Annotated in this window: 23 protein-coding genes; 15 read left to right on the top strand and 8 right to left on the bottom strand. The window is 69.2% G+C overall.

Going from position 1 to position 19,253, the window contains the following annotated elements:
* Positions 1-18: 18 nt before the first annotated feature.
* The 12 genes from RZE77_RS16015 (at position 19) to RZE77_RS16070 (ending at position 9,452) form a co-directional block, all read left to right on the top strand.
* On the top strand, positions 19-423 hold the full coding sequence (locus tag RZE77_RS16015) for a c-type cytochrome (RefSeq protein WP_319426366.1): 405 nt from the start codon (positions 19-21) through the stop codon (positions 421-423).
* The gene (locus RZE77_RS16020) at positions 420-1,310 is read left to right on the top strand and encodes a substrate-binding domain-containing protein (RefSeq protein WP_319438299.1); all 891 of its coding nucleotides are present in this window, start codon (positions 420-422) and stop codon (positions 1,308-1,310) included. The genes RZE77_RS16015 and RZE77_RS16020 overlap by 4 nt, the downstream gene beginning before the upstream one ends.
* Before the next feature lie 15 nt (positions 1,311-1,325).
* The gene (locus RZE77_RS16025) at positions 1,326-2,009 is read left to right on the top strand and encodes a hypothetical protein (RefSeq protein ID WP_319438300.1); all 684 of its coding nucleotides are present in this window, start codon (positions 1,326-1,328) and stop codon (positions 2,007-2,009) included.
* 37 nt (positions 2,010-2,046) lie between these two features.
* Entirely contained in the window at positions 2,047-2,418 is a 372-nt protein-coding gene (locus tag RZE77_RS16030; RefSeq protein ID WP_319438301.1) for a hypothetical protein, read from the top strand.
* A 26-nt stretch (positions 2,419-2,444) separates the two neighbouring features.
* A complete protein-coding gene (locus RZE77_RS16035) occupies positions 2,445-3,425 on the top strand; it encodes a YncE family protein (protein WP_319438302.1) in 981 nt (326 codons plus the stop codon).
* Between the two features lie 157 nt (positions 3,426-3,582).
* A complete protein-coding gene (locus RZE77_RS16040; RefSeq protein WP_319438303.1) occupies positions 3,583-4,023 on the top strand; it encodes an SRPBCC family protein in 441 nt (146 codons plus the stop codon).
* 21 nt (positions 4,024-4,044) lie between these two features.
* Positions 4,045-5,064: an AAA family ATPase gene (locus RZE77_RS16045; protein WP_319438304.1), complete on the top strand. Its 1,020-nt coding sequence runs from the start codon at positions 4,045-4,047 to the stop codon at positions 5,062-5,064.
* Positions 5,065-5,068: 4 nt separating this feature from the next.
* Positions 5,069-5,944: a DUF58 domain-containing protein gene (locus RZE77_RS16050; protein ID WP_319438305.1), complete on the top strand. Its 876-nt coding sequence runs from the start codon at positions 5,069-5,071 to the stop codon at positions 5,942-5,944.
* A gap of 5 nt (positions 5,945-5,949) precedes the next feature.
* A complete protein-coding gene (locus tag RZE77_RS16055) occupies positions 5,950-6,882 on the top strand; it encodes a calcium incorporation protein MxaA (RefSeq protein ID WP_405547619.1) in 933 nt (310 codons plus the stop codon).
* Positions 6,883-6,901: 19 nt separating this feature from the next.
* On the top strand, positions 6,902-7,906 hold the full coding sequence (locus tag RZE77_RS16060) for a vWA domain-containing protein (RefSeq protein ID WP_319438307.1): 1,005 nt from the start codon (positions 6,902-6,904) through the stop codon (positions 7,904-7,906).
* A complete protein-coding gene (locus RZE77_RS16065) occupies positions 7,903-8,454 on the top strand; it encodes an MxaK protein (RefSeq protein ID WP_319438308.1) in 552 nt (183 codons plus the stop codon). Before RZE77_RS16060 ends, RZE77_RS16065 begins: the two co-directional genes overlap by 4 nt.
* Positions 8,451-9,452, top strand: a complete 1,002-nt coding sequence (locus RZE77_RS16070) for an MxaL protein (protein WP_319438309.1) — start codon at positions 8,451-8,453, stop codon at positions 9,450-9,452. Before RZE77_RS16065 ends, RZE77_RS16070 begins: the two co-directional genes overlap by 4 nt.
* Here the strand turns inward: RZE77_RS16070 and pqqE are convergent.
* From pqqE to pqqA, 5 genes are all read right to left on the bottom strand, one after another.
* Entirely contained in the window at positions 9,436-10,590 is a 1,155-nt protein-coding gene (gene pqqE, locus RZE77_RS16075; protein WP_319438310.1) for a pyrroloquinoline quinone biosynthesis protein PqqE, read from the bottom strand. The two genes, RZE77_RS16070 and pqqE, sit on opposite strands and share 17 nt — an antisense overlap.
* On the bottom strand, positions 10,587-10,880 hold the full coding sequence (pqqD, locus tag RZE77_RS16080; RefSeq protein ID WP_319438311.1) for a pyrroloquinoline quinone biosynthesis peptide chaperone PqqD: 294 nt from the start codon (positions 10,878-10,880) through the stop codon (positions 10,587-10,589). The genes pqqE and pqqD overlap by 4 nt, the downstream gene beginning before the upstream one ends.
* Entirely contained in the window at positions 10,877-11,641 is a 765-nt protein-coding gene (pqqC, locus tag RZE77_RS16085; protein ID WP_319438312.1) for a pyrroloquinoline-quinone synthase PqqC, read from the bottom strand. Before pqqC ends, pqqD begins: the two co-directional genes overlap by 4 nt.
* 21 nt (positions 11,642-11,662) lie before the next feature.
* Positions 11,663-12,586 (bottom strand): pyrroloquinoline quinone biosynthesis protein PqqB, encoded by a 924-nt coding sequence (gene pqqB / locus RZE77_RS16090; protein ID WP_319438313.1) that lies wholly within the window; start codon positions 12,584-12,586, stop codon positions 11,663-11,665.
* A gap of 223 nt (positions 12,587-12,809) precedes the next feature.
* Positions 12,810-12,884, bottom strand: a complete 75-nt coding sequence (gene pqqA / locus RZE77_RS16095) for a pyrroloquinoline quinone precursor peptide PqqA (RefSeq protein WP_010100094.1) — start codon at positions 12,882-12,884, stop codon at positions 12,810-12,812.
* Positions 12,885-13,006: 122 nt separating this feature from the next.
* Between pqqA and RZE77_RS16100 the strand changes: the two genes are divergently transcribed.
* From RZE77_RS16100 to RZE77_RS16110, 3 genes are read left to right on the top strand one after another with little or no spacing between them, the layout of a single operon-like run.
* Positions 13,007-14,056, top strand: coding sequence for an alpha/beta fold hydrolase (locus tag RZE77_RS16100; protein ID WP_319438314.1), 1,050 nt, complete (start codon positions 13,007-13,009; stop codon positions 14,054-14,056).
* Positions 14,053-15,432, top strand: coding sequence for an ATP-binding protein (locus RZE77_RS16105; RefSeq protein ID WP_319438315.1), 1,380 nt, complete (start codon positions 14,053-14,055; stop codon positions 15,430-15,432). The genes RZE77_RS16100 and RZE77_RS16105 overlap by 4 nt, the downstream gene beginning before the upstream one ends.
* Positions 15,429-16,076, top strand: coding sequence for a response regulator (locus RZE77_RS16110; RefSeq protein WP_021007691.1), 648 nt, complete (start codon positions 15,429-15,431; stop codon positions 16,074-16,076). Before RZE77_RS16105 ends, RZE77_RS16110 begins: the two co-directional genes overlap by 4 nt.
* Here the strand turns inward: RZE77_RS16110 and RZE77_RS16115 are convergent.
* From RZE77_RS16115 to fae, 3 genes are read right to left on the bottom strand one after another with little or no spacing between them, the layout of a single operon-like run.
* The gene (locus RZE77_RS16115) at positions 16,073-16,741 is read right to left on the bottom strand and encodes an HAD family hydrolase (protein ID WP_319438316.1); all 669 of its coding nucleotides are present in this window, start codon (positions 16,739-16,741) and stop codon (positions 16,073-16,075) included. The genes RZE77_RS16110 and RZE77_RS16115 overlap by 4 nt on opposite strands.
* 37 nt (positions 16,742-16,778) lie before the next feature.
* A complete protein-coding gene (gene pabB, locus RZE77_RS16120; RefSeq protein ID WP_319438317.1) occupies positions 16,779-18,671 on the bottom strand; it encodes an aminodeoxychorismate synthase component I in 1,893 nt (630 codons plus the stop codon).
* 2 nt (positions 18,672-18,673) lie between these two features.
* Entirely contained in the window at positions 18,674-19,207 is a 534-nt protein-coding gene (gene fae / locus RZE77_RS16125; RefSeq protein WP_319438318.1) for a formaldehyde-activating enzyme, read from the bottom strand.
* Positions 19,208-19,253 lie beyond the last annotated feature (46 nt).

Genomic DNA, 19,253 nt, shown 5'->3' on the forward strand with positions numbered 1-19,253 from the left:
ATCGGAGACCCAGGAGCCATGAAATTTCGTAAGTCAACGTTGCTGCCTTCCCTCGTCCTGCTCGCCGGCGTGGCCTGCACACTGGCCGTCGCCGCGCCAGACCCCGCGCCCTACAAAGTCACCGAGGGATACAAGGTGGACCCCGAAACCATGAAGGGTTTCCGCACCTGGCGCTCCGCAGCCTGCGACCGCTGCCACGGACCCAACCAGGAAGGGATGGTGGGACCGTCCCTCATCAACAGCCTCAAGACGATGAAGAAGGAAGAGTTCATCAAGGTCGTGCGCGACGGCAGGCTGGACAAGGGCATGCAGAGCTTCGGCAACAACCCGGCGGTGATGGACAACATCAACCAGCTCTACGCCTACCTCAAGGGCCGGTCCGACGGCGCCATCACACGCGCCCGAGTGGAAGAAAACAAATGACCGCCCGGCCGCGCGCCGGCAGGCCCTTCTCCTTCGGCGCCCGCCTGCGGGCGGGGCTCCTGGGCGCGGCATGCTGCTGCGCACTGGTGCCGGCCCTGGCCCAGGAGACGCCGCCGCGCAAGGCGCTGCGCGTCTGCCAGGACCCCAACAACATGCCCTTCTCCAACACCAAGGGAGAAGGCATCGAGAACCGCATCGCCGAGCTGTTCGGCAAGGCGCTGGGGCTGCCGGTCACCTACTATTCGTTCCCGCAGCGGCTGGCCTTCTTCCGCAACACGCTGCGCTTCAAGCTGCCGGGACAAGACTACCCCTGCGACATCGTGATGGGCGTGCCCGTCGGCCTCGACGAAGTCTCGGTCACCAAGCCCTACTACCGCTCGACCTATGCGCTGGTCTTTCCCAAGGGCAAGGGCATGGACAACGTGGCCTCGGCGGAAGACTTCCTCAAGCTCGATCCGGCCAAGCTCAAGTCGCTGCGCATCGGCATCTACGACCGCTCGCCGGCTTCGCAGTGGCTCAACCGGCACGGCCTGCTCGAGCAGGGCGTGCCCTACAAGCTCATGAGCGCCGACCCCGCGCAATACCCGGGCGAGATCGTCGAGAAGGACCTGGCCGAAGGCAAGCTCGATGCCGTGGTCGTCTGGGGCCCGATCGCGGGCTTCTTCGCCCGGCGCGTCAAGAATCCGGCGCTGATCGTGGTGCCGCTCAAGTCCGAAAAAGGCCTGCGGCTCGACTACCAGATGGCGATGGGCGTGCGCTATGGCGAGCGCGAATGGAAGCAGCAGGTCGAGGGGCTGATCGAATCCAAGGCGCCCGAGATCCAGGCCATCCTGAAGGAGTTCGGCGTGCCGCTGGTCGATGCATCGTTCGGGACTCCCACCAACTGAGTTGCCGTTTTCCCCATGCGCCTCCCCATCGCCGCATCGCTCTGCGTCCTGCTCCTGTCTCTCCCGGCCTCGCACGCCGAGCCCGACAAGCGCGACTTCTCGCCCGCCGAACGCCTGCTGTTCATGACACCGCAGCTGAAAGGCCTGCAGGCGCCCATGCTGCTGCGCTACACCTTCGGCAAGACCGGCAGCTTCGAGGAAGCGTTTGCCGACAGCGTGACCGTGTCGTTGAGCGCCAAGGAAGACGGCCGCTGCTGCGATGCCAAGGGCGTGTTCCTGAGCGGTGCGCGCAAGCTGCAGGTGCCCGACGTGCCGGCCGCCGACGGCAATCCCGTGATCCTCTATTTCCTGGAGCACGACGTGCGCGAGATGAAGCGCCTCACGCGCGGCTCCGAGTACCACTTCCGCAAGCGCATCCGCATGGGTATCTACCAGGCCGCCGAAGTGCGCGACGTGTCGCTGCGCTACCAGGGCCGCGCCATCAAGGGCAAGGAAATCGTCTTCAGCCCCTTCCTGGACGACCCGAACCGGCCGAAGTACGAGAAGTTCGCGACCAAGAGCTACCGCTTCACGCTGTCCGATGCGGTGCCGGGCGGCGTCTATGGCATCCGCACTTCCATTCCGGGCGAAAGCGCCGCGGCCCAGCCCCTCGTCGTCGAGGAGCTCCTGATCGAGGGGGCGAAGGCGCCGGCGCGCTAGCGCCTGTTGCCTCTCAAGAATTCTTCCAGCGAACGCCATGAAAAAAACAGTCCGCCTTCTCTTTTGTCTTCTGGGCCTTCCAATGGCCGTGCATGGCGCGCCGCGCGCGAACGACTTTCCCACGGTGGACCGCGTGCTGTACGTGCAGGAATGCATCGCCGCGCATCCGGACGCAGGCAACTTCGAGATGACGAACAAGTGCTCCTGCGCGCTCGACTCGCTCGCCCGGGAAATCAGGTACGACGAGTACGTGCAGCTGAGCACCGCCGCCAAGGCCACCACCATCGGCGGCGAGCGCGGCGGCTACATCCGCGACTCCGAAAAGCTGCAGGCCGACATCAAGCGCTACAAGGCGCTGCAGGCCAAGGTGACCAAGGGCTGCTTCATCGGCCCTGCCACCGCGCGCTGAGCCGCATCCCGGGCCGACCGATCGCCATGACGGGTACCGCGACAGCTGTGCACGCCGGGATTGCCGCGATGCTGCTGTGCGCCTCGGCCTGGGCCTCGCCGTTCGCCTACATCACCAACCAGGGCAGCCACGACGTGTCGGTGATCGACCTGGCCTCGCAGCAGGTGGTGGCCACCGTGCCGGTGGGCCGGTCGCCGGCCGGCGTGGTGGCGTCCAGCCGCGCCGGCCGGGTCTTCGTCTCCAACCCCGACAGCAAGACCATCTCGGTCATCGACATGCGCCAGCAGAAGGTCGTGAGCACGCTGTCGGCCGGGGACGGGCCGGTGGGCATCGACATCTCGGCCGACGGCCGGCGCCTGTACGTGGCCGACTGGTACAGCAGCCGGCTGCTGGTGTACGACGCGCAGGCCGGCGACGCCTCCAGGTTCCCGGCCTCGATCGCGGTCGGCCGCGCGCCCGCCGGCGTGGCCGCGCATCCCGACGGCAGCACCGTTTTCGTGGCCGAGCGCGACGACGACAGCGTAGCCGTGGTCGACACCGCTTCGCGGCGGGTGCTGGCGCGCGTGCGCGTCGGCAGCCATCCGTTCGCGCTGCTCTACGACGCCCCTCGCTCGCGCCTCTATGCGCTCAACGTGCAGAGCAACGATGTCTCGGTGGTCGACATGCGCGATGCGCGCCGGCCGGCCGTCATCGCCACGGTGAAGGTGGGCAAGGCACCCTACGGCGCGGCGCTGGCCCAGGGCGGTGCGCTGCTCTACGTGACCAACCAGCACGAAGACTCGGTCAGCGTGATCGACGCCGCCTCGCTGAAGCTGCTGCGCACCCTGCCCGGCTTCGCCTACCCCGAAGGCATTGCCGCGCACGGCGACCGCGTCTATGTCGTGAACTGGATGGACGACAACGTGCAGGTGCTGGACGCCGCGAGCGGGCAGAAGCTCAAGACCATTGCCACGGGGCAGAACAGCCGCGGCTTCGGCGCCTTCATCGGTGCGCCGATGGAGCCCTGACGTATTTTTCTCTTACCGACCCTTTTCTTCCCACCTCATCACGGATATTTCCATGCTGACACACCCTTCCGGCCGACGGGCGCTCTCCGTTCTTCTAGCTTCGATCCTGCTTGCCGCATCGGCGCCGAGCCAGGCTCACGGGCCCACGCGCCAGAAGGTGAGCGAGAAAGTCACCATCGAGGCCCCGGCCGATGCCGTCTGGGCCAAGATCAAGAACTTCAACGCGCTGAAGGACTGGCATCCGGCCGTGGCCGACAGCGCGGCCGACAAGGGCAATGCCGAAGGCTCGGTGCGCACCGTCAAGCTCAAGTCCGGCGGCACGCTGGTCGAGACGCTCGAGGGCTACGACGACGCGAAGATGAAATACAGCTACCGCGCCAAGGACGGCGGCGCGCTGCCGGTCACCAACTACACCTCCGTGCTCTCGGTGGTGGCCGACGGCGGCAAATCGGTCGTCGAATGGCGCGGCGCCTTCTATCGCGGCTTTCCCAACAACAATCCGCCGCCCGAGCAGAACGACGAGGCGGCGCTCAAGGCCGTGACCGACGTCTACCGCGGCGGCCTCGCCCACCTCAAGAAGATGATGGAGTCGAAGTAGCCCGCGGCACCGGACACCACCATGGGCACCGAAGAACAACTCGAAGACTGGCGCCGCCTCGCGCTGCGCGTCGAAAGCGAAGTCGCGAAGGCGGTGATCGGCCAGGCCGAGACGATCCGCCTCATCAACGTTGCGCTGTTCGCGCGCGGCCACGTGCTGCTCGAGGGCGACGTGGGCGTCGGCAAGACCACGGTGCTGCGCGCCTTCTCGCGCGCCATCGGCGGCGACTTCGAGCGCGTCGAGGGCACGGTCGACCTGATGCCCGGCGACCTGGTCTATCACACCTACGTGGATGCCGAGGGCCGGCCGCGCATCGACCCGGGGCCGCTGCTGCGCCACGGCGAGCGCCTGGTCACCTTCTTCTTCAACGAGATCAACCGGGCCCGGCCGCAGGTGCAGTCGCTGCTGTTGCGCGCGATGGCCGAGCGCACGGTGTCGGCCTTCGACCGCGAATACAGCTTTCCGCACATGACTGTGTTCGCCGACCGCAACAAGGTCGAGCGCGAAGAGACCTTCGAGCTGGCTTCGGCGGCGCGCGACCGCTTCATGTTCGAGCTGAACATGCCCAAGCCGGCCGACCGCGGCATCCGCCAGTCGCTGGTGTTCGACACCGCCTACCACGACACCGAGAGCCTGATCGACAAGGTGGCGCCCGCCATCCTGCCCTGGGACCGGCTCAACGCCATCGGCGCACAGGTGCAGCGCAGCGTGCGGGCCAGCGAGACCATCGAGCGCTATGTGCTCGACGTATGGGAGGCCACCGAGATTCCGCAGAAGTTCGGCATCCGGCTCGACGGCGTGGACATGGACCGCCTGATCCTGGCCGGCGCCAGCCCGCGCGGCATGAGTGCGCTGCTGCGCGCGGCGCGCACCGTGGCCTGGCTCGAAGGCCGCTCGCACCTGGAGCCGGCCGATCTTGCGGCGGTGCTGCCCTCGGTGCTCGGGCACCGCGTCTTCTTCACGCCGGTGTACGAACTGCGCCGGGCCGAATTGTCGGAAGCGCTGGTTACGCAGATCATGGACAAGATCGCCGCCCCCTGATGCCATGGACCGCGTCGACGAATTCCACTACCAGCTGCCGCGCCGCTTCGGCGGCTGGCGCCCGGGTGCACAGCGTGGGCTGAGCCAGGGCAGCGGGCAGGAATTCGCCGCGCACCGGCGGTTGTTCGACCATCCCGACCCGCGCCGCATCGACCTGCGCGCAAGCGTGCGCGAGGGCCGCGGCGACTGGCTGGTGCGCATCCACCGGCTGCGCGTGGCGATTCCCGTGCACGTGGTGGTCGACGTGTCGGCCTCGATGCATTTTGGCGCCGAGCGGCGCAAGCTCGACGTGGTGGCCGACCTGGTCGAGGCGCTGGGCTACAGCGCGTTTCGCGCCGGCGACACCGTCGGCCTGCTGGCCTTCGACCAGCGCGAGCGCGAAGACCTCTTCGTGCCCGCCCGCCACAGCCGCGGCAACGGCAGCCTGATGGCGCGCATGCTGCGCGACTGCCGTGCGGCGACGGGCGCACCGCCCACAGACGACCGCGCGCTGGCGGGCCTGCGCCGTGCCACCGAACGGCTGGTGGGCCGCGGCGGGCTGGTGTTTCTCGCGTCCGACTTTCACTGGCCGGTCGGTGCGCTCGGCGAGCTGCTCGAACAGTTCTCGCCCGCCTGCGTCGTTCCGCTGGTGGTCTGGGACCCGGCCGAAATCGAACCGCCCGATGCCCGTGCGCTGGTCGCCCTGCGCGATGCCGAAACCGGCGCGCGGCGCAGCCTGTGGATGCGCGATTCGCTGCGCACGCGGTGGCGCGAATCGGTTGCGGCGCGCCGCGCCGAACTCACCGCCCTGTTCAACGCACACGGTATGCCGCCGTTTCACCTGCAGGGCCGCTTCGACGCCGAGGCGCTCACGCGCTATTTCCTGGAGACGGCGGCATGAGCGCAATGAACCTTGTTCATACCGCGGCGCTGGCATTGGCGCTGGTGCTGACCGCCCTGCCTGCCGGTTTTGCGCGCGCCGCCGATCCCGCCGATCCCGCCGCGCCGGCAGCTGCCGCTGCCACCGCCGCCACCATCGAGCAGCCGCGCAGCTTCGGCCATGTGCTCGGCGATGTGCTCACGCAGCGCGTGCTGCTCGAGCAGCAAGGCCGGCCGCTCGAGCCCGGCGTGCTGCCCGCCGCGGCGCGCATCGATCTCTGGCTCGAACGCAGGCCGTCGCGCATCGAGACCGATGCACAGGGCAGGCGCTGGCTCGCCATCGAGTACCAGCTCATCAATGCGCCGCGCGCGCTGACCGCCATCTCGCTGCCGGCCCTGACGATCGCCACCGCCTCGGGCCCGGCGATCGCGCTGCCCGCCTGGCCGGTCAGCATCGGACCGCTGACGCCGGCGGAAGCCTTCGGTCAGGGCGACCTGCAGCCGCTGCGGCCGGACCGCCCCGTCGCGGCGCTTGCGACCCATCCCATCGAACAAGGCCTGAAGCTCTCGCTCCTGGCGCTGCTCGCGGTGCTGCTGGCCTGGCTCGCCTGGTGGGCCTGGCGCAACATGCGCGAAGCGCAGCAGCTTCCGTTCGCGCATGCCTGGCGCGAGCTCAAGCGCATCGACGATCCGGCAAGCCCCGAAGCATGGCGCGTGCTGCACCGCGCGCTCAACCGGAGCGCCGGCCGCGTCGTGCACGGCGCCAGCCTGCCGCAGCTGCTGGCCGATGCGCCCTATCTGCGCCCGCTGCAGCCGCGGCTGGAAGATTTCTACCGCGAATCGACCCGGCGCTTCTTCTTCGCCGAAAGTGCCGCCGCACCGGCGCAGCCCCAGGCCGCCTATCCGCTCAAGCCGCTGTGCCGCGCGCTGCGCAACGCGGAAAAGCGCCACCGGCATTGACCGACAGGCAGACCGAGCCATGCGCTTCGACCTCGCCCAGCCCTGGATGCTCATGCTGCTGCCGCTTGCGCTGCTGCCGCTCTTGCGCAAGCGAAGCGACACGCTGGGCTTCTCGTATGTGGCCTGGCTGCCGGCCGACCGCGTCGGCCGCCTGGTCGGCTTTCTGTGGCGCGCGTTCGCAGTCGGCGCCATGGCTTTCACGGTGCTCGGGCTCGCAGGGCCGGGGCAGTCGGGTGCCGTGGTCGAACGCGCCGGGCGCGGCGCCGAGGTGCTGATCCTGATGGACCGCAGCAGCAGCATGGACGCGACGGTGCACACCAACGGCCTGCAGACCGCAGGCCGCATGTCGCAGGAGCCCAAGGCCAAGGTCGTGCGCGACCTGCTGAGCGAATTCGTCGCCAAGCGGCCCGACAACCGCTTTGCCTTCATGACCTTCAGCACGGTGCCGATCGCGGTGGTGCCGTTCACGCAAAAGACCGACACCGTGCAGGCCGCGCTTGCCGCCACCGCCATCGGCCGCGGCCTGCCCGAAACCCGCATGGGCGTGGCGCTGCTCGCCGCCATCGAGGAATTCGAAGGCCGCAGCTATTCGGGCAGCCGCGTGATCCTGATCGTTTCGGACGGCGGGGCGCAGCTCGACGAGCCGACGCGCCAGCGCATCCATGCCGGGCTCGCGCGCGAGAAGATCGGCCTGTACTGGATCTACGTGCGCAGCGGTCCCAACTCGCCCAACCTCAACACCGAGACGGTCTCGGCCTACGGCCTTGGCGAGGAGCTGGCGCTGCACCAGTTCTTCAAGACGCTGAGCACGCCCTATCGGCTCTACCAGGTCGATGACTCCAATGCCATGGCCGCCGCCATGGCCGAGATCGACCGGCAGCAGAACTTCCCGCTCACCATTCATGAGCGCGTGCCGCGGCGCGACCACGGCGCCGCGTTCTACCTGGCAGCGATGCTATGTTGCGCGGGCCTGCTCGCCTGCCGCGCCGTGCAGCTGCAGAGCTGGCGGAAAGAAACTTCATGAAGCGACGCGCGGTTCACCTGGTCTTCGGCGTGCTGAGCCTGTGCTGCGTGGGCGTGGCGCTGGAGCGCGGACTGCGGCTGCGCCAGACGATCGACCTCAACACGGAGATCGCGCGCATCGCCGCCATGCCGGTCGGCAAGGATGCAACGACGGCGCCGCTTTCGGCCCCGCGCGAACTGCAGCTGGCGCAGGCGCTGGCGCTTTCGAAGGCCGGCGCGCACGATGCCGCGCTCAAGGGCTACGCGAGCCTGATCCAGGCCGGCGAGCGCGATCCCGTCGCGCGGCAGGCGCTGTTCAACCTCGGCAACATGTACCTGCGCCAGGGCATGGCACAGGACGCCGGCGCACTGCCGCTGTTCGAACTCGGCAAGCAGCGGCTGCGCGACCTGCTGCGCGCCGCGCCCGAGGACTGGGACGCGCGCTACAACCTGGAGCGCGCGCTGCGGCTCGCGCCTGAAGACCACGAAGCCTTCTCCGCCGAGCAGCAACCCGCGCACGAGCAGCGCCGGGTCCGGGTGCCTGGCTTCGTCGCCGGGGACCTGCCATGAGGCCGACGCTGCCGCAACAGTGGCACGCCGCCTGGCGGCGCATCGGCGGCAGCACCGGCAGCTGGCCGCTGGTGCTGGCCCTGCTGCTGCTGGCGCTCGCGGTCTGGCCGCCGCGCGTGCAGCTGCAGCGCCCGGTGTTCAACTGGCAAGTCAGCTTCGACATCACGCAGAGCATGAATGTCGAGGATGTGGAGCTGGACCGCGCGGCCGTGAGCCGCCTCACACTCGCGCGCGCCGCCATGCGCGAGGTGCTGGGTGCGCTGCCCTGCGGCTCCAAGGTGGGCTGGAGCGTCTTCGCGGACTACCGCTCGCTGGTGATCCTCGCGCCCGTCGAGGTCTGCAGCCACTATGAAGAACTGCTGGCCTCGCTCGAGCGCATCGACGGCCGCATGCGCTGGGCCAATGCCAGCAACGTCAGCAAGGGCGTGACCTGGGCCGTGCGCGGCGCCCGCAGCGTGGGGCCCGACACCCATTTCGTCTTCATCAGCGACGGGCAGGAATCGCCGCCGCTGCGCATCAACGAGACACCGCCGATGACGGACATCAAGCCTGGCGAGGTCCAGGGCTGGCTGATCGGCGTAGGCGGCGACGTGCCGATGCCGATTCCCAAGACCGGCAGCAACGGCGAGCCCGCCGGCTACTGGCGGGCCGACGAAGTGGTGCAGGGCTCGGCGATCGGCAGCGCGCTGAACCACGAACATCTTTCCGAGCTGCGGCAGGACCATCTGCGTGCGCTGGCTGAACTGGTCGGCGTGAACTACCGGCGCTTGAACACGCCCGAGGCACTGAAGACCGCCATGCTGGACCGCCGCTATGCGCAGCATCTGCCGGCGGACACGGACCTGCGGTGGATTCCCGCGCTGCTCGCGCTGCTGCTGCTGGCGTGGCGGTTCGCGCCGGATCTGGGCTGGCTGCGCGAACTGCGGCCGGCGAAGCGGGAGAAAAAAAAGGCGATCGATCGCGGCCTGCCGCCGCGCGGCCTCACGCGTCCGGCGTGACGAGCGCTACGGAAGAGAGCCGCCGCGAATTGGCGGGATCGCGGAACACCAGCGGGTGCTCCGTCGGCGCCGCCGGATCGCGCGCGGCCGCACGCTCCACCGCCTCGACCACGCGGTGGTGGTCCGGGCTCTTCGCGCACACCGGGTCGGCCGCGGCCGCGTCCTGCGCCAGCAGGTAGGCCTGGCAGCGGCAGCCGCCCAGATCCTGCTCGCGCTGGTCGCAGCTCGCGCAGGGCTCCTTCATCCAGCCCGTGCCGCGGTAGCGGTTGAAGCCTTCGGAATCGAACCAGATCTCGCGCAGGCTGTGCGCCTTCACGTTCGGGAATTCGAGGCCCGGCAGCATCTTGGCCGTGTGGCAAGGCAGCGCGGTGCCGTCGGGCGCCACGGTGAGGAACATGCTGCCCCAGCCGTTGACGCATTTCTTGGCCTTGCCCTCGTGGTAGTCGGGCGCCACGAAGAAGATGCGCATGCGCTCGCCGAGCCGCTTGCGCCAGGCGTCGGTCACCTCCTCGGCATGGCGCAGCTGCTCGTGCGTCGGCAGCAGCTGGTCGCGGTTGACGAAGGCCCACGAGTAGTACTGGGTGTTGGCAAGCTCGAGGTACTCGGCCCCCATCTCGTGCGCCATCTCGATGATGCGGTCGATGTGGTCGATGTTCATGCGGTGGATCACCACGTTCAGCACCATCGGCCAGCCCTGGTCCTTGATGATCTTCGCCACCCGGTTCTTGAGTTCGAAGGTCTTGGTGTGCGAGAGGAAGTCGTTCATCTCGCGCGTGGAGTCCTGGAACGACAGCTGCACGTGGTCCAGGCCCGCGGCCTTCAGCGCGGCGGCGCGCTGCGCCGTGAGGCCGACGCCCGAGGTCAGCAGGTTGGTGTAGTAGCCCAGGCGCGCGGCCTCGGCAATGATGATCTCGAGATCGTCGCGCAGGAGCGGCTCGCCGCCCGAGAGGCCGCACTGCACCGCGCCGAGCTCGCGGCCTTCGCGCAGCACGCGCAGCCAGTCCTCGGTGCCGAGTTCGTTCTCCTGCTGCGCGAAGTCGACCGGGTTGAAGCAGAACACGCAATGCAGCGGGCAGCGGTAGGTCAGCTCGGCCAGCAGCCAGAGCGGCGGTCCGGGGCGCGGCGGCGCGGTGGTCATTGGGGGTCCCAGCGCAGCCAGTTCTGCTGCGCCGCCATCTCGACGAAGCCACGCACCTCGGGTTCGAGCCCGGTGGTGTCGAAGGCCTGCTCCAGGTCGGCCACGATGGCCGCGATGCTGCGCTCGCCGTCGCAACGCTTCATGATCTCGCCCGCGCTGCCGTTGAGCCGCACCATGCCCTCGGGGTAGAGCAGCACATGGCACTCTTGCGCCGGCTCCCACTGCAGGCGGAAGCCGGGGCCGACGCGGGGTTTGCTTTCGGCGGTGAGCATGGTCCTGTTCGCGGTCATGCGCCGTTCACGCCGTAGCGCGTCGCCATCGCGTCGTTCATGGCCCACAGGATGTCGAGCTTGAACTGCAGTATCTCGAGCGCGCGCTCCTGCAGCGCGCGGGTGTCGAAATGGTCGAGCGTGATGGCCAGGCCCTGCTCCACGTCGCGCCGCGCCTGGCTCACGCGGTTGCGGAAGTAGCCGAGGCCCGCCGGCTCGATCCACGCATAGTGCTCGGGCCAGGTGGCCAGGCGCTGCTTGTGGATCTCGGGCGCGAACAGTTCGGTGAGCGAGGAGCACACGGCCTCCTGCCAGGGCGCACGGCGCGCGAAGTTCACGTAGGCATCGACCGCGAAGCGCACCGCGGGCACCAGGTGGCGCAGGTCGCGCACTTCCTCGCGCGTCAGCCCCACGGCCTCGGCCAGGCGCAGCCAGGCCTCGACGCCGCCTTCGTCCTTGATGCCGCCGAGCTCGAAGCCGTCGTGGTCGAGGATGCGCTGCACCCAGCCGCGGCGCACCTGCTGGTCGGGGCAGTTCGAGAGCACGGCCGCGTCCTTGATCGGGATCGCGATCTGGTAGTAGAAGCGGTTTGCCACCCAGCCGCGGATCTGCTCGGGCGTGGCCCGGCCGCTGTTGAGCATGACGTTGAACGGATGGTGGATGTGATAGCTGCGGCCGCGCTCGCGCAGCTTGGCTTCGAACTCTTCGCGGCTCCATGCCGGGCCGGCTTTGTCGCTGCCCGTGGCCGGGCGCGGTGAATCTTGGATCCTGTCGGCGTGCATGGCGGGCTCGGTGCCTTTTTTTCAGAGTTGGATCGTCATCCCGTCCTCGCAGGGCTCGATGCCTGCGCGCCGCAGCGCCGCATGCTCATCGGAGTCCTCGTCGAGGATGGGGTTGGTGTTGTTGATGTGGATCAGCATGCGCCGCGCGGTGGTCGCGGGCAGCTTCGACAGCCATTCGATCATGCCGCCCTCGCCCGACTGCGGCAGGTGGCCGATCTCGCGCGCGCGCTTGCTGCCCACGCCCAGGCGGACCATCTCGTCGTCGGTCCAGAAGGTGCCGTCGACCATGACCGCGTCGGCGCTGGCCATGGCATCGAACACGGGCGGCGTGATCGCCCCCAGGCCCGGCGCGTAGAACAGGCTCTTGCCGCTGCTGCGGTCGAGGATGGTCACGCCGATGTTGTCGCCCGCCACCTGCTGCTCGCGGTGCGGCGAATACGGCGCGGCCTTGCCGGTGAGCGCCATCGCGCGGAAGACGAGGCCGGGCACGCCGGGCACCTCGAAGGCACTGCCGTCGAGCGTGATCGCATGGCGCGCCACGCCGCAGTAGTGCGACAGCACGCGCAGCACGGGATTACCCTCGCTCAGGTCTTCGGCCACCGGGTCGGTGCACCACAGCGGCAGCGGCGTGCCGCGCTCGCGCAGCATGAAGAGGCCGGTGGCATGGTCGACCTGTCCGTCGATCAGCACCACGCCCGCGATGGCGGTGTCGCGCATCGCGCGTGCGGGCTGCAATATGGGGCTGCTGCGGATCTGCTCCAGGATGTCGGGCGATGCGTTGAACAGCACGCCGTCCTCGCCCTCGTCGGGGCGCACGAAGATCGACGACTGCGTGCGCGGCTTGGCGCGCACCGTGCCGTTGCGCACGCCGGCGCAATTGGGGCAGTTGCAGTTCCACTGCGGAAAGCCGCCGCCGGCGGCCGAGCCCAGGACAGTGATGCGCATCGGGAGAGAAATGGATGACGTGTCGGTCGGGTGAAAACAACCCGCCCCGGACGCACCGGGGCAGGCTGTCAAGGAGTTGCCGCGTTGTACGCTTTCCCCACCGCCCGAACCCAACGCACCCAGCCCAGTGCACCCGCGGAACTGGCTCTGCCAGGCCGCTGGGTGCGCCCCCCAGTGGGGGGAGGCTGCTACACGAAGTGAGCAAGCAACGGGGGGCGTCCAATCAGCGGGCGCTGACGTACATGGTGATCTCGAAGCCGAAGCGAAGATCAGTGGCCGTCGGGGTTTCCCATTTCATATGGTGTCTCCTGCAAGGTTGCACAGCGCCACGTGGCGGCTGCGGGAACTTCGTTTGCTCCGGTACCCATCTTGAACCCATGCACCGGCCAGACCCAGCCATGAAATCATGATTCGCACTTCATGATTTTCATGAATAGCGGCTGCAGGGCCACCGCGTACCATCGCCTCGTGCTTCCCTCCGGCCTGTACCCCGACTCTCCTCCCTGGCGCACCCAAGCATTGGAGGTGCCGCATGGCCACGTGCTGCATGTAGAAGAAGGTGGCAATCCGGAAGGCATCTGCGCCGTGGTCCTGCACGGCGGGCCCGGCTCGGGCAGTTCGCCGCTGCTGCGGCGCTTCTTCGATCCGGCGCGATACCGCGTGATCAGCATCGACCAGCGCGGCGCCGGCCGAAGCCGCCCGCGCGGTGCGACGGCGCACAACCGCACGGCCGACCTGCTCGAAGACCTGCAGCGCGTGCGCGAACAACTCGGCGTGCCGCGCTGGCTGGTGGTCGGCGGCTCCTGGGGCGCCACGCTGGCGCTGGCCCATGCGGCGTTCGAGCCGCGAGCGGTGGCGGCGCTGTTGCTGCGCGCGGTGTTCTTGCCGAGTGCCGAAGAGATCGGCGCCTTCTTCCAGGACAGCGCCGGCCGCGCACCCGCTGCATGGGCGCGCTTCGCGGCCGTGGCACCGGCCGGCGAGCGCCACGACATGCTTGGCTTCCTGGCTCGCGGCCTGCAGCAGGCATCGGCCGATAACGATGCCACGCTACCCCGGCAGCTCGCGCTCGCCTGGTGGCGCTGGGAGCAGACGCTGGCGCGCGGCGCGGGTGCACCAACCGGCGAGCCGCCGACCGACGAACCCGACCGCGAAAAGCTCGATGCACTGGTCGACCGCTACCGCGTGCAAAGCCACTACCTGCAGCACCGCTGCTGGCTCGATTCACCCCCGCTGCTGGACCGCCTGGCCGCGCTGTCCCGCGTGCCCACCCTGCTGCTGCATTCCCGCGACGACCGCATCTGCGCGCCGCGTGGCGCACAGGCCGTGCACGACCGCATTGCGCACAGCCAGTTGCAATGGGTCGACGGCGCAGGCCACGATCCGGCGCACCCGGCCATGGCCTCTGCGATGGTCGCCGCGCTCGACGGCTACGCGCGGCACGGCCATTTCGGCCACGCGCCCGCACCATGACGCTGCGCCTGAAGATCAACCTGATCGTCAGCCTGCTGACGCTGCTGTTCGTCGCGGCCATGCTCGCGCTGCAGATGCGCGCCATGCGCGAATCGGTGCACGAGGAAGTCGTGGCGGCCAATCGCGTGGCCGCGCAGCTGCTGAACCGAACCGCCTGGCTCTATGCGGCCCAGGGCACGCCGGCCATGCTGTCGTTCCTGCAGGGCGTCGGGCGCGTGCGCTCCAACGACATCACGCTGCTCGACAGCGAGGATCGCGTGCTGTACAGCTCGCCGACCTCGGTCTACAAGGCCGGCCGCGATGCGCCGGACTGGTTCGCCGGCCTTGTCTCGCCGCCGCCCTCGCAGCTGTCCATCGCCTTTCCGGGCGGCCAGCTGATGGTGCGTTCCAACGCGTCGCGCGCCGTGCTCGACGCGTGGGACGACTTCGTTCTGCTGACGCTCAGCGCGCTGGGGCTGCTGACGGTCGTCAATGCCGGCGTGTTCTGGCTCGTGGGCCGCGCGACGCGCCCGTTCGCGGACATCGTGCATGCGCTGAACCAGCTCGAGAGCGGGCGCTTCGACGTTTCCCTGCGCGACCTGCCCGGCACCGAGGCGGCGGCCATCGGCGCCGCCTTCAACCGCATGGTCGGCATGCTGCAGCAGCACATCGAGACCGAACGCCGAGCCGTGCGGGCCGAAAGCCGCCTGTCCGAAAGCCGCGAGCTGGGCCGCTGGGTCGACCAGAAGATCGAGCAGGAGCGCCGCCTGATCGCGCGCGAGCTGCACGACGAACTGGGCCAGTCGGTCACCGCGATGCGCAGCATGGCCCTGTCGATCGCGCAGCGCGTGCAGGCGCTCGATCCGCAGTCCGAACAGGCGGCGCGGCTGATCGCCGAGGAGTCGGGGCGGCTCTACACGGCCATGCACGGCATGATCCCGCGCCTGACGCCGCTGGTGCTCGACAAGTTCGGGCTGGTGGCCGCACTCGAGGACCTGGTCGAGCGAACCCGCAACAGCCATGGCGGCGTGCAGGTCGAATGGCATCTGGAGATCGAGCTCGACCGCCTGCGGCTCGACACCGACACCGCGCTGGTGCTCTACCGCGCCGCACAGGAAGGCATCACCAACGCGCTGCGGCACGGCGAGGCGCGCCATATCGCGCTGGCCCTGCAGGGCGACGAACAGACGGTGAAGCTCACGCTGACCGACGACGGGCGCGGCCTGCCCGGCCCTGATGCCGCCAGGGAAACCAGCACAGGGCACTATGGCCTGCGTTGGCTGGCCGAGCGCATCGACAGCCTGGGCGGCGACCTGCGCCTCGAACCCGCCGCGCCCAGCGGTGCCCAATTGACGGTGCGCCTGCCCTTGCCGGCAGCCGCCGCGGAGAACACATGACCCAGGCGATTCAGCCGATTCGAGTGATGCTGGTGGACGACCATGCGCTGGTGCGCATGGGCTTTCGCATGCTGCTGGCCGATGCGCAGATCGAAGTGGCGGCCGAGGCCGACACCGGCGAGCAGGCCTGCCAGGACTATCCGCAGGTGCGGCCCGATGTGGTGGTGATGGACCTGTCGATGCCCGGCATGGGCGGCCTGGAAGCGCTGCGCCGCCTGCTGGCCCACGACCCCAAGGCGCGCGTGCTGGCGCTGTCGGCGCACGAGGACACGATCCATCCGCGCCGCGTGCTGCGCGCCGGCGCCCTCGGCTACCTGGCCAAGCGCAGTGCGCCCGATGCGCTGATTGCCGCGGTGAAGGCCGTGGCGCGCGGCGACCGCTACATCGACGCCAACACCGCGCAGGCGCTGGCCACGGCGCAGATCGAGGGCGAAGCCAACCCGGCCGACCTGCTCAGCGAGCGCGAGTTCTCGGTCTTCATCCAGCTCGCGCGCGGCATGACGGTAGCGCAGATTGCCAGCACGCTGAACCTCTCGCTCAGCACCGTGGGCTCGCACCTGTACCGCGTCAAGCAGAAGCTGGGCGCCACCAACCAGGCGGAGCTCACCTGGGTGGCGCTGCGCTGGGGGCTGATCCAGGTCTAGCCGCTACGCTGCGTTCGTTCGATGATCGGCCAGCCAGCCCCGACGGCCCGGGCGCGCAGGCGATCGTCGGGCGCCACCGCCACCGGATCGGACACGGCGCACAGGAGCGGCAGGTCGCTGGCCGAATCGGAATAGAACCACGACTGCTCGAGCGCCTCGAGCCGCGTGCCGCGCAGCGCCAGCCACTGGTTCACGTGCGCCAGCTTGTGCACGCCGAAGCACGGGTCGCCGTCGATGCCGCCGTCGAGCGTGTCGTCGATCACCAGGGAGCGCGTCGCCAGCACGTCGGCCACGCCGAACACGCGGCCGAAGGGCTCGGCGATGAAGCGGGTGGTGGCGGTCACGATGGCGCAGACATGGCCCGCGTCCTGGTGCCGCCGCACCAGCGCGCGCATCGGCTCGGGCACCTGCGGCGCGATCTCGGCTTCGAACTCCGCCGCCCATTGGCGCAGCGCGGCCATGCCGAAGCTCGCGAGCGGCGCGACGCTGACGCGATGCAGCTCGCGGATGTCGAGCGTGCCGTCCACGTACTGCTGGCAGTAGCCCAGGTAGACCGTCTCGGCATCGGCCGGCAGCATGCCGCGCGCCACCAGGAAGCGCGTCCAGGCCATGCCGCTGTCAAACGGAATCAGCGTGTGGTCCAGGTCGAACAGCGCCAGCTTCATCGGCAATCCCGGTCGAGCGAAGCGCGGGCCCGGCTTCTCAAGCGGCCGCCGCCTCGTGCGGCTGCGCTTGCCGAACCAGCTGCGCCGGCAGCACGCCGCGCAGCGCATTGCACACCACGAGCTTCTGCGCGGCCTCCAGGTCTTGCCGGTACAGGCTGCGTTCGGTGGCCTCCCAGATCGAGTCTTCGATCAGCACACCGCGCATCACGCCGGGCAGCGCGCCGTCGGCAACGGGCGGTGTCCACCAGCGCCCGTCGATGCGCACGAACACGGTGCTGCGCCCGCCTTCGACGAGCCGGCCGTCTTCGGTGAAGAACAGGCTGTCGAAGGCGCCGGCGCATTCGGCCGCGCGCACGCCGGCGTCGTAGTGCTGGCGCACGGTGGTCTTGTGGGCGGCCAGCGGGTTCGCATTGGGCAGCCGCTGGTCGGCAATCAGCAGCTTCACTGCGCCCGGGGGCAAGGGCGGCAGCGGCGAATGCGTGATGCCGATGCGCCCGCCGTGCGCCAGCGCCAGCCGCAGGCGCGAGGGCTGGCCCGGCGCGAGCGCGGGCAAGGCTTCCCGCAGCGCCTGCATCGCGGCATCGCGGTCGAGCCGGAAGCCCAGCGCACGCGCGCTGCGCGCCAGCCGCGCGAGGTGGCGGTCCAGGTAGCGGATGCCTTCGCCGGGCGTGGCCAGCATGGTCTCGAAGAGCTCGAAGCCGGGATCGAGCGCGGTGAGAAAGCGCGCCTTGAGCAGGCATTCCTCGAACTCGTCGGCCGCCATGCTGTCCTGCACGATGCCGGCGCCAATGCCCAGCCGCAGCGGCCGCAGGCCCTTCTGCTGCGCGCCCAGCGTGAGGGTGCGGATGGCCACCGACAGGCAGAAGTCGCCGATGGCCGCATCCTCCGCGGGCGCATCGACCCAGCCGATCGCGCCGCAGTAGAGGCCGCGCGGGGTGCTTTCGAGTTCGCCGATCCATTCCATGGTGCGGTGCTTGGGCGCGCCCGTGATGGAGCCGCAGGGAAACACCGCGCGCAGCAGTTCGGGCACGCCGACGCCTGCGCGCAACCGTGCCTGCACGGTCGAGGTCATCTGGAACACCGTGGCGTAGGGCTCGATGGCGAACAGCGTCGGCACCTTGACGGAGCCGATCTGCGCCACGCGGCCGATGTCGTTGCGCAGCAGGTCGACGATCATCACGTTCTCGGCGCGGTTCTTGGCGTCGACCGAGAGCCGGCGCGCCATCTCGCTGTCGCCCTCGGGCGCATCGGCGCGGGCCGCGGTGCCTTTCATCGGGCGCGCCGTGAGCACGCCAGCGTCGTGGCGCAGGAAGAGTTCGGGCGAGCACGAGAGCACGTGGGTGGCGTCGCCCTCCCCCGTCTTCGAATTGGCTTCGGGCAAGGCGATCAGCGCGCCGTAGGCCACGGGCTGCCGTTCGCGCAGGCGCCGGTACAGCGCCACGGGCGAACCATAGCCCTGGCCGTGCAGCCGGTAGGTGAAGTTGACCTGGTAGGTTTCGCCCGCGGCGATGGCGTCGTGGATGCGCCCGATGGCCTCGGTGAAGGCCGGCTCGTCGATGCTGGGCTGCAGGTCCATCACGCCGACGGGCTGCGGCGCGTTGGCCTCGCTCGCCTCGAGTTGCTCCAGCCAGCTGGCAACCTCGTCCGACGAGAGCATGGCGCATTCGCGGAACATGAGCACGCGCAGCGCCGAGGCATCGTCGGCCGCAAGCCGTGCATGCCCTGCACGCTGCAGCCTGGCGCCCCATTCGTAGTCGGCCAGCAGCACCGCGTGCAGGCCCTGCCGCAGGTCGGCATCGACGCGCGCCCAGGCGGCATCGAGATCGGCCGGGTCGGCGCAGCGGTGCTCGCGCACGAACCCGGTGTGCAGCCGGCTGGTGGGCCGCGCGGGCGTCGAGCCGCAGTCGTCGAGGAGCGCGAACGAAGGCAAGGTCAGCTCCAGTCGTCCATGTCGTGCTTGATGCGGTGGCGGTTGGCGATCAGCTCGTCCACCGACGGCTCGTTGTTCAGCGCGCGCCGGATCGCGAGCTTGGTGGCTTCGTAGTTGGTGCGGTACATGTCTTTCTTGTCGAGATTCTGGTCCTTGGCGCAGCGCGGATCGATCCACACCAGGCTGATGATGCACAGCGTGTTGGCATGTTCCCGGGGAATGATGCCATCGATCAGGCAGTCGACCACCGCATCGGCGGTTGCGCTTTGCACCACGCCGCCGAACAGGTCGATGTTGGCCACGTCCTTCAGCGTGACCTTGGGCACCATGATGGTCGCGGGCCGCACGAGCTGATTGCAGGCGCGGATCGCGAACATCGCGGTGTGGCCCTTGCTCTGCGCCATCATGTTGGCGAAGGCCTGGCCCACGGGGCCGTCGGTCGCGCCGATCAGGATCTCGGGCATGGCGTCGGTGAACTGGCCTTCCTTGGCAAGGACGGTGGCTTCGCCGGCATGGAAAAGATAGGGATGCGTCATAAACAATCGAGGTTAAAAGAAGTCGAGAACCATTCCAGGAACACCG

The organism is Variovorax sp. SPNA7, assembly GCF_033807855.1.
In the GTDB taxonomy this organism is placed as follows: Bacteria; Pseudomonadota; Gammaproteobacteria; order Burkholderiales; family Burkholderiaceae_C; genus Variovorax; species Variovorax beijingensis.